14 protein-coding genes are annotated in these 16,463 nt (G+C 72.3%); 8 read left to right on the forward strand and 6 right to left on the reverse strand.

Going from position 1 to position 16,463, the window contains the following annotated elements; genetic code table 11:
- Positions 1-7 precede the first annotated feature (7 nt).
- The 5 genes from B4N89_RS32030 to B4N89_RS32050 all read right to left on the reverse strand — a co-directional run bounded on the left by B4N89_RS32030 (position 8) and on the right by B4N89_RS32050 (position 7,881).
- A complete protein-coding gene (locus B4N89_RS32030) occupies positions 8-1,276 on the reverse strand; it encodes a hypothetical protein (RefSeq protein WP_078979975.1) in 1,269 nt (422 codons plus the stop codon).
- A gap of 96 nt (positions 1,277-1,372) precedes the next feature.
- Positions 1,373-2,695 carry a nucleotidyl transferase AbiEii/AbiGii toxin family protein gene (locus B4N89_RS32035; protein ID WP_078979977.1) on the reverse strand — a complete coding sequence of 441 codons (1,323 nt, stop codon included), beginning with the start codon at positions 2,693-2,695 and terminating at the stop codon, positions 1,373-1,375.
- A 47-nt stretch (positions 2,696-2,742) separates the two neighbouring features.
- The gene (locus B4N89_RS32040) at positions 2,743-3,288 is read right to left on the reverse strand and encodes a GNAT family N-acetyltransferase (RefSeq protein WP_078979978.1); all 546 of its coding nucleotides are present in this window, start codon (positions 3,286-3,288) and stop codon (positions 2,743-2,745) included.
- 89 nt (positions 3,289-3,377) lie between these two features.
- Positions 3,378-4,814, reverse strand: coding sequence for a GuaB1 family IMP dehydrogenase-related protein (locus B4N89_RS32045; protein WP_078980655.1), 1,437 nt, complete (start codon positions 4,812-4,814; stop codon positions 3,378-3,380).
- Between the two features lie 2,179 nt (positions 4,815-6,993).
- Positions 6,994-7,881, reverse strand: a complete 888-nt coding sequence (locus tag B4N89_RS32050) for a sigma-70 family RNA polymerase sigma factor (RefSeq protein WP_078980656.1) — start codon at positions 7,879-7,881, stop codon at positions 6,994-6,996.
- 436 nt (positions 7,882-8,317) lie between these two features.
- Here B4N89_RS32050 and B4N89_RS32055 point away from each other — a divergent pair, with 436 nt between their 5' ends.
- From B4N89_RS32055 to B4N89_RS32075, 4 genes are all read left to right on the forward strand, one after another.
- Positions 8,318-9,871: an MFS transporter gene (locus B4N89_RS32055; protein ID WP_078979979.1), complete on the forward strand. Its 1,554-nt coding sequence runs from the start codon at positions 8,318-8,320 to the stop codon at positions 9,869-9,871.
- Between the two features lie 122 nt (positions 9,872-9,993).
- Positions 9,994-10,422 (forward strand): OsmC family protein, encoded by a 429-nt coding sequence (locus B4N89_RS32060; RefSeq protein ID WP_078979980.1) that lies wholly within the window; start codon positions 9,994-9,996, stop codon positions 10,420-10,422.
- 611 nt (positions 10,423-11,033) lie between these two features.
- Positions 11,034-11,669: a hemerythrin domain-containing protein gene (locus tag B4N89_RS32065; RefSeq protein ID WP_078979981.1), complete on the forward strand. Its 636-nt coding sequence runs from the start codon at positions 11,034-11,036 to the stop codon at positions 11,667-11,669.
- A 273-nt stretch (positions 11,670-11,942) separates the two neighbouring features.
- Positions 11,943-12,431, forward strand: coding sequence for a beta-class carbonic anhydrase (locus B4N89_RS32075; protein WP_078979984.1), 489 nt, complete (start codon positions 11,943-11,945; stop codon positions 12,429-12,431).
- A 96-nt stretch (positions 12,432-12,527) separates the two neighbouring features.
- On the opposite strand, the gene B4N89_RS32080 is transcribed toward B4N89_RS32075, so the two are convergent.
- The gene (locus tag B4N89_RS32080; protein WP_078979986.1) at positions 12,528-13,643 is read right to left on the reverse strand and encodes a hypothetical protein; all 1,116 of its coding nucleotides are present in this window, start codon (positions 13,641-13,643) and stop codon (positions 12,528-12,530) included.
- A gap of 210 nt (positions 13,644-13,853) precedes the next feature.
- Between B4N89_RS32080 and B4N89_RS32085 the strand changes: the two genes are divergently transcribed.
- The 4 genes from B4N89_RS32085 to B4N89_RS32100 all read left to right on the forward strand — a co-directional run bounded on the left by B4N89_RS32085 (position 13,854) and on the right by B4N89_RS32100 (position 16,363).
- Positions 13,854-14,300 carry a DUF4267 domain-containing protein gene (locus B4N89_RS32085; protein ID WP_078979988.1) on the forward strand — a complete coding sequence of 149 codons (447 nt, stop codon included), beginning with the start codon at positions 13,854-13,856 and terminating at the stop codon, positions 14,298-14,300.
- A 188-nt stretch (positions 14,301-14,488) separates the two neighbouring features.
- Positions 14,489-14,689, forward strand: coding sequence for a DUF1918 domain-containing protein (locus B4N89_RS32090; protein ID WP_078979989.1), 201 nt, complete (start codon positions 14,489-14,491; stop codon positions 14,687-14,689).
- A 62-nt stretch (positions 14,690-14,751) separates the two neighbouring features.
- Positions 14,752-15,213: a universal stress protein gene (locus tag B4N89_RS32095; protein ID WP_078979990.1), complete on the forward strand. Its 462-nt coding sequence runs from the start codon at positions 14,752-14,754 to the stop codon at positions 15,211-15,213.
- Between the two features lie 370 nt (positions 15,214-15,583).
- On the forward strand, positions 15,584-16,363 hold the full coding sequence (locus B4N89_RS32100; RefSeq protein ID WP_078979991.1) for a VOC family protein: 780 nt from the start codon (positions 15,584-15,586) through the stop codon (positions 16,361-16,363).
- Positions 16,364-16,463: the final 100 nt, after the last annotated feature.

Here is a 16,463-nt window from a genome sequence, read left to right on the forward strand (position 1 = left end):
TCGTCGATCAGCCGACCGCCCCCGCTCGATTCCCGGTCACCGCGTCGGCGGTGGCCAGGAGTTCCGGGATGGTGCCGGTGAAGTCCGGGAACAACCGCAGCGCGACGATCCACGCCTCCACGTTCGTCCCCAGGTAGCGGTCGGCGAGCAGGTACGCCCGGGCACGCGGCGCGCCCGACGCCCAGCGGGCCGGCGACGTACGTCCGTCGGTGCCGGCGAGTATCGACAGCGCCACCGCCGCCGGGCGAGCGTGCTCCATCACGTCGGCGCCCGTCAGCCGGCCGGCGACCAGTGCCGTGTGCAGCCACGGTCGGTCGTCGCGGTTCGACCGCGGCAGGCCCTCGGCCAGCAGCGCGATCAGCAACTCGTTCGGACAGTCCGGCAGTTCGGCAAGCCGTGCGTGCAGCGCGGCGGGCAGCGGGGTGGTTCGGTGCGCCCGGATCAGCTCCGGCCACGGGATCGTGCCGCCGTCGTCGAGGATCCCGTCGACCCGGTCCGGCTGCTCGGAGTCGCCGCCCGAGCACAGGAACTCCACGATGTGCTCCGGGACTTCGAAGTCGGCCAGGCGCGCGCCGAGGACGGCCCGGCCGTCGCGGCGACCCAGGGCCTCCTCGATCTCGGCCCGTGCCTCGGCCGGGAAGTCGGCCTCGGCGAGCACTCGGCGCACCTCGTCCCGGCCGTGCCGCGCCCACACGCCGAGGATCAGCCGCAGTCGGCCCGCCTCCGTGCGCAGCGGCAGGCGGTTGACCACGATCCGGGCCACCTCGGCGTCGCCCGAGGCCATCCCGGCGGCGAGCCACCGGGCGCAGCGGCCCAGTTCGGCCGCCCACAGCAGGTCGGTGAGGGCCGTGGGTACCGGGCCGACCGTACCGTCGCGACGCACACCCGCGAGCAGCCGGGTGCGTTCCGTGCGGTCCAGGACCGATCCGGCGAACAGGCGCGCGTCGACGAGCGGGTCGTCCAGGTCGAGGAGCGCGTCCAGTTCCTCGGCGGTGAGGTCGGTCCGGGCGTCCGGGTCGGCGAACGCCGGCAGCGCGAACGGGCGCGCGACGGGCGGATCCAAACGCTCCCGGCGCGCCCGGACGGCCTCGACGGCCTCGAGCAGCACCGGGTCGCCCCCGGCCCGGACCGCGTCGGCCAACGGCCCCGGCACACTGGCCAACGAGCGCAGTGCCGGGCCGAGTTCGTCCCCGAGCCGGTCGACGAGTTCGGGCACGATGGCGGCGTCCGCCAGCGTGAAGACGGCCTTGACCACGGACGGGTCGATGGTGCTCACCGATGGTCCTTCCTGATCGGCGATCCGACGGTCGGGCGGTCGGGCGGGGTGGTCGGGCGGTCGGGCGGGCAGCCGGACAGTCGGCCGGCCGGCCGTTCAGACCTCTTCCCGCAGCGCCTCCAACGCGTTGCGCACGACGTCCGGATTGCGCTCGTAGTAGCCGAGTTGGCTCGACCCGTACGGCAGCTCCGCCACATACGCGGCCGCCGCCTGTTCCGGTGTGCAGCGCTCGGGGCCGACCACCTCGCGGATCACCACGATGCTCTCGGTCAGGCCGAGGGCGCGGCTGCGCAACCACCCCGCCAGTGCCGGCATCCCGCCGCGTGCCGCCTCGCGCCGACCATCCGGGAGCAGCGGCGCGAGCCACCGCAGTCGCCAGGTGTAGCCGTCGACGGCCGGGCCGTGCGCCTCCTCGGCGAAGACCGGGGCCAGCGCGGTGAGCAGGCGCCCCATGAACTCCTCGGCCGAGCCGCCGAAATGCGGGTACTCCTTGGCGAACTCGCTCCAGTCGGGATCCTGGTCGACCAGCGCGCCGGGCCCCACCCGCCGTCCGGCCCAGTGCGGTTCCGCCGCGACAAGGGTGGTGTGCAGGAGTTCGGCGCGCAGCGGCGTCGACTCGGCGAGCAGGACCGCGTCGTACAGGTCCTTGCCCTGCGGATAGGCGTCGGCGATCAGCCACAACAACTTCCACGCCAGGGACTGCTTACGCGTGGCGGCCAGGATCCGGTGCACGCCCGTGCCGTCTCGCCGGGGCACCTCGGTGTACGCGGCCGGCGAGGGCAGCGTCTCGGAGAAGACGAAGTCGAGTTGCACCGTCCCGGACGGCAGTCCGTCGGCCTGCCAGGGCAACACCAGTCGTCGGCCCGGGACGCGGTCGTAGGTCCAGATCTCGTCGTCGACCGCGCCGGCCGCGTCGATCCGTACCCCGCCCGCCGCACGCGCGTGCGCCTCGGCGGCGCGCCCGATCCCGGCCAACATCCGCTCCGTGCGCGGCTCGGCCAGTTCCCAAGTGGCCGGGACCACCACGAAATCCAGGTCGCCGGGCTCCCGGGCGGCCTCGCCGTACCAGGCGCGGAGCAGCATGCTCCCGCGCAGCACCAGGTGTTCGGCCCACCGGGAGTCCGCGATCGCCGCGAGCACGTGGTCGATCGCGCGGCGGCGCGCGGTGTGCCAGCGTTCGGCGGTCTCGGGTGTGGCGAACTGCGGTTCGCCGGCCCGCATCGCGCTGGCGTACTGCTTCAACGCCGGGTCGAACACGGCGCGTTGCACCACGCCGGGGCCGGCCGCAGCCAGGAGCGAGCGGGGCAACTCCTGTTGCTCACGGTCCTGTTCGCTCGGCGGCCCCTGCGGGAGGGTCAAGGTCTCGTCCCACGGCCCCCACCCGAGGTTGTACCAGATGTCGTCCTGGTCGCCGGTCATGTTCGCCCCCGTTCGTCGTCTCCGCCGCCGCGGCCCCGTCCGTATGCTCAGGCCGGATCGGCCGGCTCCGGCGCGCCGTCGGCGGTGAGGTCCTTCGCGTACCAGATCTCCGCGTATCGGCAGCTGTTGTGCGCCGGCACCTCGACGTAGCCGGTCCGGGTGTACAGGGTGCGCGCCTCGATCAGATCCAGCCGGGTGTCGAGCATGATGCGATCGGCGCCCAACGCCCGGGCGGCGTCGTCCACGGCGGCCATCAGACGCCGGCCGCCGCCGGTGCCGCGCAGGTCGGCGCGGACGAAGACGCGGGTGAGTTCGGCGGCGCCGTCGGCACGCAGCCGCACTCCGGCGCAGGCGGCCGGTTCGTCGCCGTACCGGCCGACCAGGAACACCCCGACGGGCGGCACGAGATCGTCGTGCGTGGTCTCGGCGAGGCCCGCCTCGATCTCGGCGGGGGTGGAGTCGCGGCCCTCGTGCAACCGGTAGTAGCGGTCGCTGACCTCGACGTAGTACGCGCGATGCAGGGCGAGTGCCTCGGGCGAGTCGACCGGGGTGGGAACGATCGTCCAGGTGCCGGTGCGGGTGGCGTGCGTCATGACAAGAGTGTCACCCGGCCGTCAATCCGTTTCGTACGGAGGGTGCTCGGCGGCGCGCTCCCGGGGCGGAGGTTCGCGCCGCCGACGGTTCACCAGCTCTCGGGCAGCGGTTTGCCCTCCGCGTAGCCCGCCGGACTCTGCACGCCCAGGAGCGCGCGCTCGTGGAACTCGGCGAGGTTGCGGGCACCCGCGTAGGTGCAGGCGCTGCGCACGCCGGCGCCGATCGAGTCCAGCAGGTCCTCGACGCCCGGGCGGACCGGGTCCAGGTACATCCGCGAGGACGAGATGCCCTCCTCGAACAGCGCCTTGCGGGCGCGGTCGAAGGCGGATTCGGTGGCGGTGCGCAGCCGGACCGCGCGGGCCGAGGCCATCCCGAAGCTCTCCTTGTACAGCCGGCCCTCGCCGTCGCGGTACGCGTCCCCGGGTGATTCGTAGGTGGCCGCGAACCACGAGCCGACCATCACGTTGGAGGCGCCGGCGGCCAACGCGAGGGCGACGTCGCGCGGGTACCGGACGCCGCCGTCGGCCCACACGTGTCGACCCGACCGGGCGGCCTCGGCGGCGCATTCGGCGACGGCGGAGAACTGTGGGCGGCCGACGCCGGTCATCATCCGGGTGGTGCACATCGCGCCGGGGCCGACGCCGACCTTGACGATGTCGGCGCCGGCGTCGATCAGGTCGCGCACGCCGGCCACGGTGACCACGTTGCCCGCGACGATCGGTACGGGCGGGTCGAGCGCCCGTACCGCGCGCAGCGCCTTGAGCATCTGCTCCTGGTGGCCGTGCGCGGTGTCCAGGACCAGCGTGTCCACGCCCGCCTCGATCAGGCTCGCCGCCTTGTGCGCCACGTCGTTGGTGATGCCGATCGCGGCGGCCACCCGCAGCCGACCCGCCGCGTCCACGGCCGGCGTGTACAACGTCGAGCGCAGGGCGCCGGTGCGGGTGAGTACGGCGACCAGTCGGCCGTCGGCGTCCACGATCGGCGCGAGCTTGTGCCGGCCCTCGTGGAGCCGGTCGAACGCCTCGCGCGGGTCGACCCCGTCGGGCAGCGTGAGCAGTTCCGTGGACATCACCCGCGCGAGCTGCGCGAAGCGGTCCACCCCCAGGCAGTCCGCCTCGGCCACGATGCCCACCGGCCGACCGTTCTCGGTCACCACGACCGCCCCATGGGCCCGCTTGGGAAGCAGGTTCATCGCCTCGCCGACGGTGTCGGTGGGCGACATCGTGATCGGGGTGTCGTAGACGAGGTGGCGTTGCTTGACCCAGGAGGTCACCTCGGCGACCACGTCGACCGGGATGTCCTGCGGAATCACCGCGAGCCCACCGCGCCGGGCAATGGTCTCGGCCATCCGCCGCCCGGCCACGGCGGTCATATTGGCCACCACGACGGGGATGGTGGTCCCGGTCCCGTCGGAGGTGGTCAGGTCCACATCGAGCCGCGACCCCACACCGGATCGCGACGGAACGAGGAAGACGTCACTGTAGGTGAGGTCATGGGGCGGAACCTGATCGTGGAGAAATCTCATGCCGCGGAACGTACCCACCCCGACGGCGGATATCGATCTTCAGAGCAAGCGGACTGCCGCCGCACACCGGGGGATTGGGCCCAGGCGCAGTCACCCCGGCCCGGCTTCGGCTGCGGACGACCGGCAACCGGCGCGGGGACGGCCCGAGCCGCCGGTCGACCGCCGCGAACGTTCGGGACTCCGAGCCGGGTGTTCCGACGAGACGGGCTGGTTGCTCACCGAGAACCGGCCGGCGACGGGGGGGCGGGGAGGGTGGTCGGGTCGAGTCCTCCGGGGCACCTTCCCGAGTGGGCGGGTGTTTCCGGCGGGCGTTGCGCCTGTGGTCGCGGGTGGCTGGTGCGGGGTTTGTCCGAGTCGATGGTGGGCCGCCGCCGGCGTTCGGGGCTCCAAGACTCGAAGCTCCCGACGAGACGGGCGCGTTGCTCACCGAAAACCGGCTGGCAGCGGAGGCAGGGTGGGTGGTCGGGTCGAGTCCTCCGGCGAGCCTTCCCGAATGGGCCGGGCGTTCCCGGCGGGCGTCGCGCCCTGGGTTGCGGGTGGCTGGTGCGGGGCTTGTCCGAGTCGGTGATGGGCCGCCGCCAGCGTTCGGGGCTCCAAGACTCGAAGCTCCCGACGAGACGGGCGCGTTGCTCACCGAAACCCGGCTGGCAACGGGGGGCAGGGGGGCGCTCGGGTCCAGTTCTCCGGCGAGCGTTCCCGAGTGGGTAGAGCGTTTCCGGCGTGTGTTGTGCTTGTGGTTGCGGGTGGCTGGTGCGGGGCTGGTCCGAGTCGGTGATGGGCCGCCGCCAGCGTTCGGGGCTCCAAGACCGAAGTTCTCGACGAGACCGGTGTGTTGCTCACCGAAAACCGGCTGGCAGCGGCGGGCAGGAGGGGGCTCGGGTTGAGTTCGCCGGGGAGCCTTCCCGGGTGGGTCGGGTGTTTCGGTGTGCGGTCGGCGTGTGGGTGGCGTGTGGGTGGCGAGGGGTGTCACGAAACCGGACGGCGTGAGGTGCCGTGGCGTCGAAGTGAGGGATAACCGCAGGTCAGCGTCAAAGAGGAGGCGTTTGAGGTGCCTCGGGATCCGGTTTCGGCTCTCGGTGGTCACTTCCGGTCCCCTCGACGACCTCCACGACGTCGCCGCGCGCGAAATCGACTGCCGACCAGGCAGTTCCGGTCTCCACACGCGCACCGAAAAGACCGGAACACCCCAAACCGGCACCCGACACCCGACTCTCCGCCACGACTGCACAAAACCGCAGGTCACAGAAACTCGAAGCCCACAACCACCCGCCGAGATCCGATTCCGAACCCCAACCCGGCCACCCCGCAACCACAAGCGCAACGCCCGCCGGAAACGCTTCACCCACTCGGGAGGGTTCCCCGGAGGACTCGACCCGACCACCCACCCTGCCCCCCGCTGCCAGCCGGTTTTCGGTGAGCAACACACCGGTCTCGTCGGGAACACCCTGTCTTGGAGCCCCGAACGCTGGCGGCGGCCCACCATCGACTCGGACCAGCCCCGCACCGGCCACCCGCAACCACAAGCACAACGCACGCCGAGAACGCCCGGCCCACTCCGGAAGGCGCCCCGGAGGACTCGACCCGACCACCCTCCCCGCCCCCCGTTGCCAGCCGGTTTTCGGTGAGCAACGCGGCCGTCTCGTCGGGAGCTTCGGGTCTCGGAGCCCCGAACGCTGGCGGCGGCCCATCACCGACTCGGACACACCCCGCACCGGCCACCCGCAACCACAAGCGCAACGCCCGCCGGAAACGCTCCACCCACTCGGGAACGCTCGCCGCAGGACTCGACCCGACCACCCACCCTGCCCCCACTGCCAGCCGGTTTTCGCCGACCAACATGCCCGTCTCGTCGAGGACTTCGAATCTCGGAGCCCCGAACGCCGGCGGCGGCCCACCACCGACTCGGACCAACCCCGCACCAGCCACCCGCAACCCAAAGCGCAACGCCCGCCGGAAACACCCGCCCACTCCGGAAGGCACCCCGGCGAACTCGGCCCGACCGCCCCCGCTCCCTCGTCGCCGGCCATCTCCGCCAAGCCACCCCCATCCCACCCCGCTCAGCCGCCACAACTCGCCGCGCGTTCCGGACGCTTGCTCGGCAGGCCGGCCGGTTCGGCTCGCGTGCACGGTGAGGGCCAACCGGCTGAGGCGGATCGGGTCGTGCCGGTTCGTCCGTGGTTCAGCTTGCCGGGACCGTCAGGTCCAGTCGGCTGAGGCGGGCCGGGTCGGCCAGGATGTCCAGGCTGACGATTCGGCGGGCCGCGAAGCCGAAGGCCAGGACCGACATCGGCCTGCCGGCGGAGATCGCCACCACCCCGGCCGTGCCGTTGACCAGTGCGGGGCGGGCGCTGTCGGCGATCTGGGCGAAGGCGAGTGCCTGTCCGGCCACCGTCGCCGCGCCGCGCACGATCGAGCCGCCGGGGCGCAGCGGGCCGCCGTCGGCGCGGGCCACCACGTCCGGGTCGAGCACCGCGACCAGCGCGTCGAAGTCGCCGCCGCGCACGGCCGCCAGGAACGCGTCGACGATCTCGCGCTGGACGGCAAGGTCGACGTCGGGGGACGGGGCCGCGCCCTGGACCCGGCGCCGGGCTCGGCTGGCGAGTTGGCGGGCCGCGGCCGGCGTGCGGTCCACGATCGGCGCGATCTCGTCGAACGGGACGGCGAACAGGTCGTGCAGGACGAAGGCCAGCCGTTCGGCGGGGGCGAGCGTCTCCAGGACCACCATGAGGGCGAGGCCGATCGAGTCGGCGATCAGGACCGATTCCTCGGGGTCGCCGGCGCCCATCCCGGTGATGATCGGGTCGGGCACGTGTACCTGCGGGTCCAGCGGCTCCTCGCCGCGGGAGCGGCGTGAGCGCAGCATGTCCAGGCAGACCCGGCCGACCACGGTGGTCAGCCAGCCGGCCAGGTTGTCCACCTCGTCCGGGTCGGACCGGCTGAGCTTGAGCCAGGTCTCCTGGAGCGCGTCGTCGGCCTCGGTCAGCGAGCCGAGCATGCGATACGCCACCGCCAGCAGGTGGCCGCGGTGCGTCTCGAAGCGCTCGGCCAGGAAGTCGTGTTCGTTCATCCGCATCACCATCGCCATCACCCCGTCCTCCGGTCGCGTCCTCGGTTCTCGTCGCGACTCTCACAGCCATGACGTTGCGACCAGGGCCGATGTGACAGCGCGGGAAGCGAGACACCCGGCCCTCGGGGTGCACGTCGGGGTGCGCGTCGAGGCGCCTCCGGGGTGTACGGGAATTGCCTTCGGCCCCGCTGTCACATTCGCCCTCGGCGATCCGTCAAGGCGGTGACGAACGAGTCCCGGCCCCCGCGGCCGGGGGCGGAACCGACGCGAACGTACGACGCGGCCGGTTCGGCGCATCCCCGCGACGACGCTCGGCGGTTTGCCTCCCGCGACCGCCCGGCGGAGGTGGGACCTGCCCTCGAACACCCGACACCGCGATCGCCACGGACGTCCGATCGCTCGATCATCCGATTCCGCATGGTTTAGGAGAAATGTGATGTCTGCCACCGATTCGGCGACGAGCCGATCCGGACCCGGCGTCGGCACCGGAGCGGTCCTGGCGTTCCTGTGCCTGGGCCAGTTCATGGTGTTCCTCGACGTGTCGATCGTGAACCTGGCGCTGCCGTCGATCAAGGCCGGCCTGGACATGTCGGAGGTGAGCCAGAACTACATCGTCACCGCGTACGGCACGGTCCTCGGCGGCTTCCTGCTGCTCGGCGGCCGACTCGCGGACACCTTCGGCCGCCGCCGCGTGCTGCAGGCGGGCTTCGTGCTGTTCGCGCTGGCCTCGCTGGTTTCGGGGCTGGCGCAGAACGGCACGATGCTGATCACCGCCCGCGGCTTCCAGGGCCTGGGCTCGTCGATGATCGCCCCCTCCGCGCTGTCCATCCTGACCAACACCTTCCCCGAGGGCGCCGAGCGCAACAAGGCGCTGGGCATCTGGGGTTCGCTCGCCGGCATCGCGTCGATCGTCGGCGTGATCATGGGCGGCCTGCTCGCGGACGGGCCCGGCTGGGAGTGGATCTTCTGGATCAACGTGCCGATCGGGCTCGGCGTCGCGTTCCTCGCCCCCAAGGTGCTGCCGGAGAGCGTGGCAGAGGAGCGTGAACACAAGTTCGACGTGGCCGGCGCGACCACCCTCACCAGCGGTCTGCTGCTGCTGATCTTCACCCTGGGCGAGGCCACCACGGTGGGCTGGGCCACCGCGCGGACCATCGGCAGCCTGAGCGGTGTGGCCGTGCTGCTCGGCGCGTTCGTGGCGATCGAGGCGCGGGCGGCGGCACCGATCCTGCCGCTGCGGGTCTTCCGGTTGAAGACGATGCGGACCGCGAACCTGTCCGCGATCCTGGTGTTCGGCATGTTCGGCGCGCTGTTCTTCTTCGCCAGCCTGTTCATGCAGGACGTGTACGACTACTCGCCGATGAAGGCCGGCTTCGCCTACGTGCCGCTGGCCGTCGCGGTCGCGGTCGGCGCGGGGGTCGCGTCGGGCCTGATCACCAAGGTCGCCGCGCGACCGGTGCTGATCGCCGGACTCGCGGTCACCACGACGGGACTGCTGCTGCTGTGGCGCGCCCCGCTGGACGGCCGGTACGCGGTCGACATCCTGCCCGCGTTCATCGCCCTCGGCCTCGGGTGCGGCATGTGCTTCGTCACCCTCCAGATCGCCGCGTTCGTCGGCATCAGCGAGGAGGAGGCGGGCATGGGCGCCGGCCTGATCAACACCAGCCAGGAGGCGGGTGGCGCGCTCGGCCTCGCCGTGATCGCCACCATCGCCTACAGCGGCTTCGCCGGCGACATGACCCGGGCGGCGGGCAACGTGCACAAGGTGCACGAGGCGCAACTGTCGGTCAATCACGACGCGTTCCTGTCCGCCGCAGTCCTGGGCGTGGTCGCGTTGCTCTTCGCGGCGCTGCTGATGCCCCGGGGCCGGGCGGCGATGAGCTCCGACCCGGCACCGGCGGCCGGTACGACTCCGGCCGGCGCGGCGGGCGGCGCGGACGTCACCCCCGCGATGACGGAGGCCGAGGTCGAGATCGAGGCCCGGAAGTAGCCCGGAAGCAGCCCTGGAGTTCCCGTCGAGGCGTCGCCCCGGGGAAGCGGCGCGGAGCGCGGCAGGCCGCTTCCGCTTCCGCTTCCACGGGAACGAATATCGTCACGCGCTAGGGTCGTGCCATGACTATTCGTAGCGCAACCGCACAGTGGCAGGGCACCATCCTCGACGGCGCCGGCACCATCCGCACCGGTAAGGGTGGCCTGGAAGGCGCCTATTCGTTCAAGTCCCGCTTCGAGGAGGGCGAGGGCACCAACCCGGAGGAGCTGATCGGCGCGGCGCTCGCGGGCTGCTTCTCGATGGCCCTGGCCAAGGGCCTGGGCGACGCCGGCTTCCCGGCCACGAGTGTGGACACCACCGCCAAGGTGCACCTGGACCGGGTCGACGGCGCCCCGACCGTGACCCGGATCGACCTGGAGAACACGGTCGTGGCCGCCGGGATCGACGAGGCCGAGTTCCTCAAGATCGCCGATGTCACGAAGCAGAACTGCCCGATCTCGCGGCTGCTGGCGCCGGGCGCGGAGATCACCCTGACCGCATCGCTGGGCTGATCGGAGCAGGATCCCCGAACCGCCGTCCGGGCTCGCGGGCCCGGACGGCGAACGACGGATGGCGGACGGCGGATGGCGGACGGCGGACGGAGGCCGGCGGAGCCGGGCTCGGCGCGACGGGATCCACCGACCCCACCGGCTCACGAAACCCGGTCCGGGCATCGACCCTGGCAGTCCAGGACACCTCGTGACCGAACGCCCCGCCCGGGCACAGCAGTTCGTCACCGGCCGAAAGGCGAGCAACAACCGACCGGCCCGGATGTACACGGCGACGATCGTGTCATAGGACGCTCGGACGGCGCGAAGGAAGCCGGGTCCATCCACGTCCACGCCGCGGCACCCCGACCGGCAAGGCGGACAACGCCGACCGACGGAAACGGCGGCGGACACACACCACCCACTCGCACCGCGAGATCGCACCGCCGGATGACGCCGCCGGATCACGTCGCCGGATCGCGAACACCTCGCCCGGTCACGGTCACATCGCCCCCTCGCCGCGCGTCAAAGAGGTACACGAGCGCGGACCTCCGGAGATCGAGGGCCGACTCCCCGCGCCACCCGAGCCGGCACAAGCGAGGAACCCCGTGCGCAACAAGGGCTTTCGACACGACATGTCGACCACATTCGCCATCCACGACGCGCTGCGCCGCGACCTGACGCGGATCGCCCACCTCGCCGCGCGCGGCGAGGACGAGGCGTGGCGCGTGTTGCGGTTCGCGGGTGGGTGGGAGATGTTCGAGCGCTACCTGCGGGTCCATCACGACGCCGAGGACGCCGCCCTGTGGCCGCTCCTGCGCCGCACGTTGGCGCACCGGCCGGACGAGTTGGCCCTGATCGCGGTGATGGAGGCGGAACACGCCACCTTCGACCCGCTCCTGGACGCGATCGACGCGGCACTTGCCGACCCGGTGTGGGGACCCGCCCGGCTCGGCGACCTCCTCGACGGGCTGGTCACCGGGCTGCGCGGACACCTGGCCCACGAGGAGGACGAGGTCCTGCCGCTCCTGGACGCGGTCGCCGGTGCCGAACAGGTGCACCGACTCGACGTGGAGCACGGCCGCCGCATCGGCTCCGGCACCTGCCGCTACCTGCCCTGGCTGCTGGACCAAGCGGATCCCGAGACGGTCACCACGATCCTCGGCCGACTCCCGGAATCCATCCGTCCGACCTACCTGAACCGGTGGCAACCGGCCTACGCCGCCCGCGACCTGTGGGGCACCCACAACCGATCGACCCTGGCCTCCTGAGCGGATCCGCCCCGAACGGGTGTGCGCTTGCGCACCACGGGCACGTTCAGTTCACTGTCCTCATGGGGAACGGGCCCGGTGTGGCGGCGACTTCGCTCGAAGGCTTCTGGCCGACGCGCCGCGTCCGCCTGTTCGACGAGTGGTGTCCGTGGGCCACGCCGCGTGTCGTCACCGCCCGCGTGGCCGCTCCGCGTCCGAACCCGCCCGGTCCCCGCGACACTTCGGGCGCCGGGATCGGGTGAGTCCCGCAACTCCCCAGCCGAAGGACCGCACATGTCCGTCACGGACGAACTCCTGGCCAACAACGTGGCCTACGTCGAGAACTTCACCGGCCCCCTCCCGCTCCCGCCCGCCCGGCACGTCGCCGTGGTGGCGTGCATGGACGCGCGGTTGAACGTGTACGCGATCCTCGGCCTCGCCGAGGGCGACGCACACGTGATCCGCAACGCCGGCGGGGTGATCACCGCCGATGAGCTGCGGTCGCTGACGATCAGTCAACGGCTGCTCGGCACCGAGGAGATCATCCTCATCCACCACACCGACTGCGGCATGCTGACCTTCGACGACGACGGGTTCAAGGCCGACATCGCGGCCGACACCGGCCTCAAGCCCGCTTGGGCGAGCGAGGCGTTCACGGACCTGGAAACCGATGTACGCCAGTCGATCGGCCGGATCAAGGCCGATCCGTTCATCGTGCACAAGGACCGTGTGCGCGGCTTCGTCTTCGACGTGGCCACCGGAAAACTCAACGAGGTCGTCTGACCCGCGACGCCGCTCCGGCCCGAGGAACGCACGCGGACCCTCGGGCCGGGGCGATCGTACGAGACGCCCGAGGGTTCGACGCGGCGTCTTCGACGCTCAGCAGGCGAACGGATCGGTCGGGTCGGTGGCGTCGCTCGGGTGGGCACGGTACGAAGGCCCGTTCGGCGGCGCCGCGCCGGGCCGGGGACCCGCACCAACGGCCGTGACCGCAGCAGGCGTCGAGGCCGTACCCGTCGCCGGACCGGCACCCGGCCCCGATCCGGTCCCGGCCGCCGGATCCCCACCGGCAGCCGACCCCGCTCCCGCGGCGACAGCCGCTTCCGTACCGCCCACCGCTCCCGCACCGCCCGCCGACCCGTCGCCGATCCCGCCTCCCACCGCCCGTGCCCCGTCCGGCTCGTCCTCGCCGCCGGCCGCGACCGCCTCGGCCTGTTCGCGCTGGGCGCGGAGCTTCGTGGCGATCGTGTCGGTGCGGGCACGCAGCGCACGGGTACGCTCGGCCGCCGCCGCGTCGTCCGCGCCGCCCGCCGCGGCGGCCTCGACCACCTCGACGCCGTGCGCCCGCGCGGTGGCCACCAGGCTCTCCGCGACGGCGGTCTGCCGAGCCAGCAGCGCGGTCGCGAACAGGCTTGCCCGCAGCGTGCGTTCCCGACCGAGCAGACCGCGGTAGGTGATCTCGCAGGCCACCGGCACCCGATCGATGCGCCGGTCGTCGGCCTGTTCCAGCGAGGCCAGGACGACGGTGAGCAACCCCTCCACGACCTTGGTAACCGCCCACTTGCGCCCCGGCAACGGCGGCAACACCTCGCGGATCCGGTCCACTTCCGTGTCCAGCGCCGCCGTGGTCATCGACTCGAACGCGTCGTGCGTGGTCAGCCGGACGACCTTCTCCCACGGGATGTCCTCCCCGTCGAAGCCGACCGTCTCGGGGCCGAACCGCACCGCGCCCAGGCCGTCGAGCAACCGCAGCGGCCGGGCGGTGATCGCGGGCACCTTCGGATGCCGACACACCAGCGCGCCGAGGGAGAACTCCCAGGCCAGGAAGGTGGGTGCGTTCGGCGCAGGCAGTGCGTCCAACGTCGCGTGCACCCAGTCGCCCGACGCTACCCGGGCCCGACCGGCCCCGATCCGACTCCCCACCGCGGCCCGCCCGGACGCCGCCGCGGAGCCCACCGCGCCGCCGATGCCCCGCAGTTGGTCCCGTATCGCCACGTCCCCGCTCCCCTCGCCGAACCACCCCGCGAACCCTTCATGATCACCTTAATCGCACCCACCCCCACCCGACCGGCTCAGGCGGCTCTCCGCTCGGCCTCGGGGCCGCCTCCAAGTCGCTTCCATGTGCCTTCCAGGACCACCCGGCGAGTGTTTTCCCCACAAGGCGACGACGGCCGGTCCCACCGGCCCGACACTCGGGAGAACACCATGAAGCTCAGGACCCTCACCACCATCCTGGCCGCCCTCGGCGGCGCCTTCATCATCTACGTCGGCCTCGCCTACCTGCTCGCCCCGCAGTCGACGGCGTCCGGCTTCGGCCTGCCCGGTTGGCCCGAGCACGAAGGCACCGGGTTCCTCGCCGTCAAGGGCGTCCGCGACATCGGCACCGGGCTGGTCATCTTCGCCCTCCTGCTGACCGGACACCGGCGGGCGCTCGGTTGGACGATGCTCGCCATGACCTTCATCCCGGCGGGCGACATGACGGTCGTGCTGAGCAACGACGGATCCGCCGGCACGGCCTTCGGCGTCCACGGCCTGACCGCCTGCCTGGTGGCACTCACCGCCGGCCTGCTGCTGCGCGAAGGCCCGACCCAGGCAGCCGCCCCCCTGCCCACCTCGACCACCCCGCGCGTGAGCGTCCCGACCACGCGTTGACCTCGCGCACGGGTGTGGGGCGCGGGACGGTCGGGCGTTCGGGTACCGGCCGACGGTGAGCGAGGCCGACCATGTGGCGTCGTCGGTGCACTGGCGGCGGGCCGATTCCCACCTTCACTCAGCGTGATCGTCCTGTTACGATTCGATGGCGCCATCGACCCCGCCCCACCCCAGAGGAGTCAGTCGACATGTACGCCAGCAAGGGCGATCGCCTCATCATCCACGGCCGGGTCGTCGGCCAACAGGACCACTCCGTCGAGATCGTCGAGGTATTGGGTCCGGACGGCACCCCGCCCTTCCGGGTCCGCGCCGCGAACGGCCACGAGACGATCATGTCCCCGGGCCCGGACTGCGTGGTCGAACACCGCCCGTCCTCCACCCAGGGGTAGCCTCGGACCCGTCGCCCGCCCCTCGTACGCGGGCGCACGATCCCGACGTCGGAGGAGCACCCGTGACCGACCCCGCGTCGCCGCCCGTCTTCGAACTCGGTACGGACGGGCCGCGCGCCGTGCTCGTCGGCGTGGACGGCAGTCGCACCTCCCTCCGCGCCGCCGACTACGCCCTCGGGCAGGCCCGCCGGGGCGACGCGGAGTTGGTCTCCGTCTACGTCCGCGCCCCGATGGGCATCGCCGCCACCACCGCCGAGGGGGCCGGCGTGATGGAGCAGGCGCACGAGTCGGCCGTGCACGAGATCGCCGACTACATCACGACACGGGCCGCCGAGTTGCGGGTACGCCACCGCTTCGTCGAGGCGTACGGCGACGTGGCGCACGAGATCGCCAAACTCGCCGACGAGGTCCGCGCGGACGCGGTGGTCGTCGGCGCCTCGGAACGATTCGGCCACCGCCTCGTCGGCTCGCTCGCGATCCGCCTGGTCCGCTCGGCCCGCTGGCCGGTCACGGTCATCCCCTGACGGCTTGGACTCCGGCCCACCCGAGGCCGGCGCCGGCGCGGTGGTTTGGTTCGACGTCCTGGGGCCCGCCCGATTCGGCGCGCTGTCCTTCCCCGAACCCGACGGCCTGTACCCGGACCGTCTGCGTGCCGCGCTGCGGGCGCTGACCGAGGCGTTCACCCTCACCGAACCGGGAATCACCGCACCCGTTCGGCACAGGCACGGGCACGGGCACGGGCACGGGCACGGGCAAGAAATCGACGCGACCGCGGTGCCCCGCCCGCACGTGCGCAGGCGGGGAACGGGTGTCCGGAGTCAGACTTGTCGAGTCCGAGCAATCCACCGTATTTGCGGCAAATCGGACCGAAGCGAGATCCGACGAAGGAGCGACATGCTCAGCACCGACTACGCGACCGGCGCACCCAACTGGCTCGACCTGGGCAGCCCCGACACCGACGCGGCGGCGCGTTTCTACACCACGATCTTCGGCTGGGACTTCCAGTCGGCCGGACCGGACGCCGGCGGCTACGGCCTCTTCCGGCAGGACGGCAAGCCGGTCGCCGGACTCGGGCCGTTGACCGAGGAGGGCGTCTCGTCCGCCTGGACCGTCTACTTCAAGAGCCCCGACGCCGACGCGACCGCCCGCGCCGTGACCGAGGGCGGCGGCCGGGTCCGGGTGGACCCGTTCGACGTGATGGAGATGGGTCGGATGTCGCCGCTCACCGACCCGGCGGGCGCCGATTTCGCGATCTGGCAGCCCGGCACCTTCCAGGGCGCCGAGCTGGTCGGCAAGCCGACCTCGTTGGCCTGGGTCGAACTGCACGGCGTCGAACTCTCCGCCGCGCTCGCCTTCTACGGGAAGCTGTTCGGCTGGCGCACGCAGCAGTTCGAGATGCCCGGCATGACGTACAACGTGCTGTCCACGGCCGAGGGCGACCAGCAGGCGACCTCCTTCGGCGGCATCGTGCCCGACCCGCACGGCCAGGACGCGCACTGGATCGTCTACTTCGAGGTCGCCGACCCCGACGACGTGATCGCCGAGGCGGAGCGCAACGGCGGCACCGTGACGATGCCCGCCGCCGACGTCCCGGACGTGGGCCGACTGGCGTGGCTGACCGACCCGTTCGGCGCACCGTTCGCCATCATCAAGAGCGTGGACCCGACCGCCTAGACCGCATGGCGCCGACGGGCGGGATCGCCCGGCCCGGCGGCGCCGCGATCGGCGTCCCGGGCCCGACGGCTCCGGGACGCCGACGGCGTTCGGCCCGGAT

Source organism: Embleya scabrispora (assembly GCF_002024165.1).
GTDB lineage: Bacteria > Actinomycetota > Actinomycetes > Streptomycetales > Streptomycetaceae > Embleya > Embleya scabrispora_A.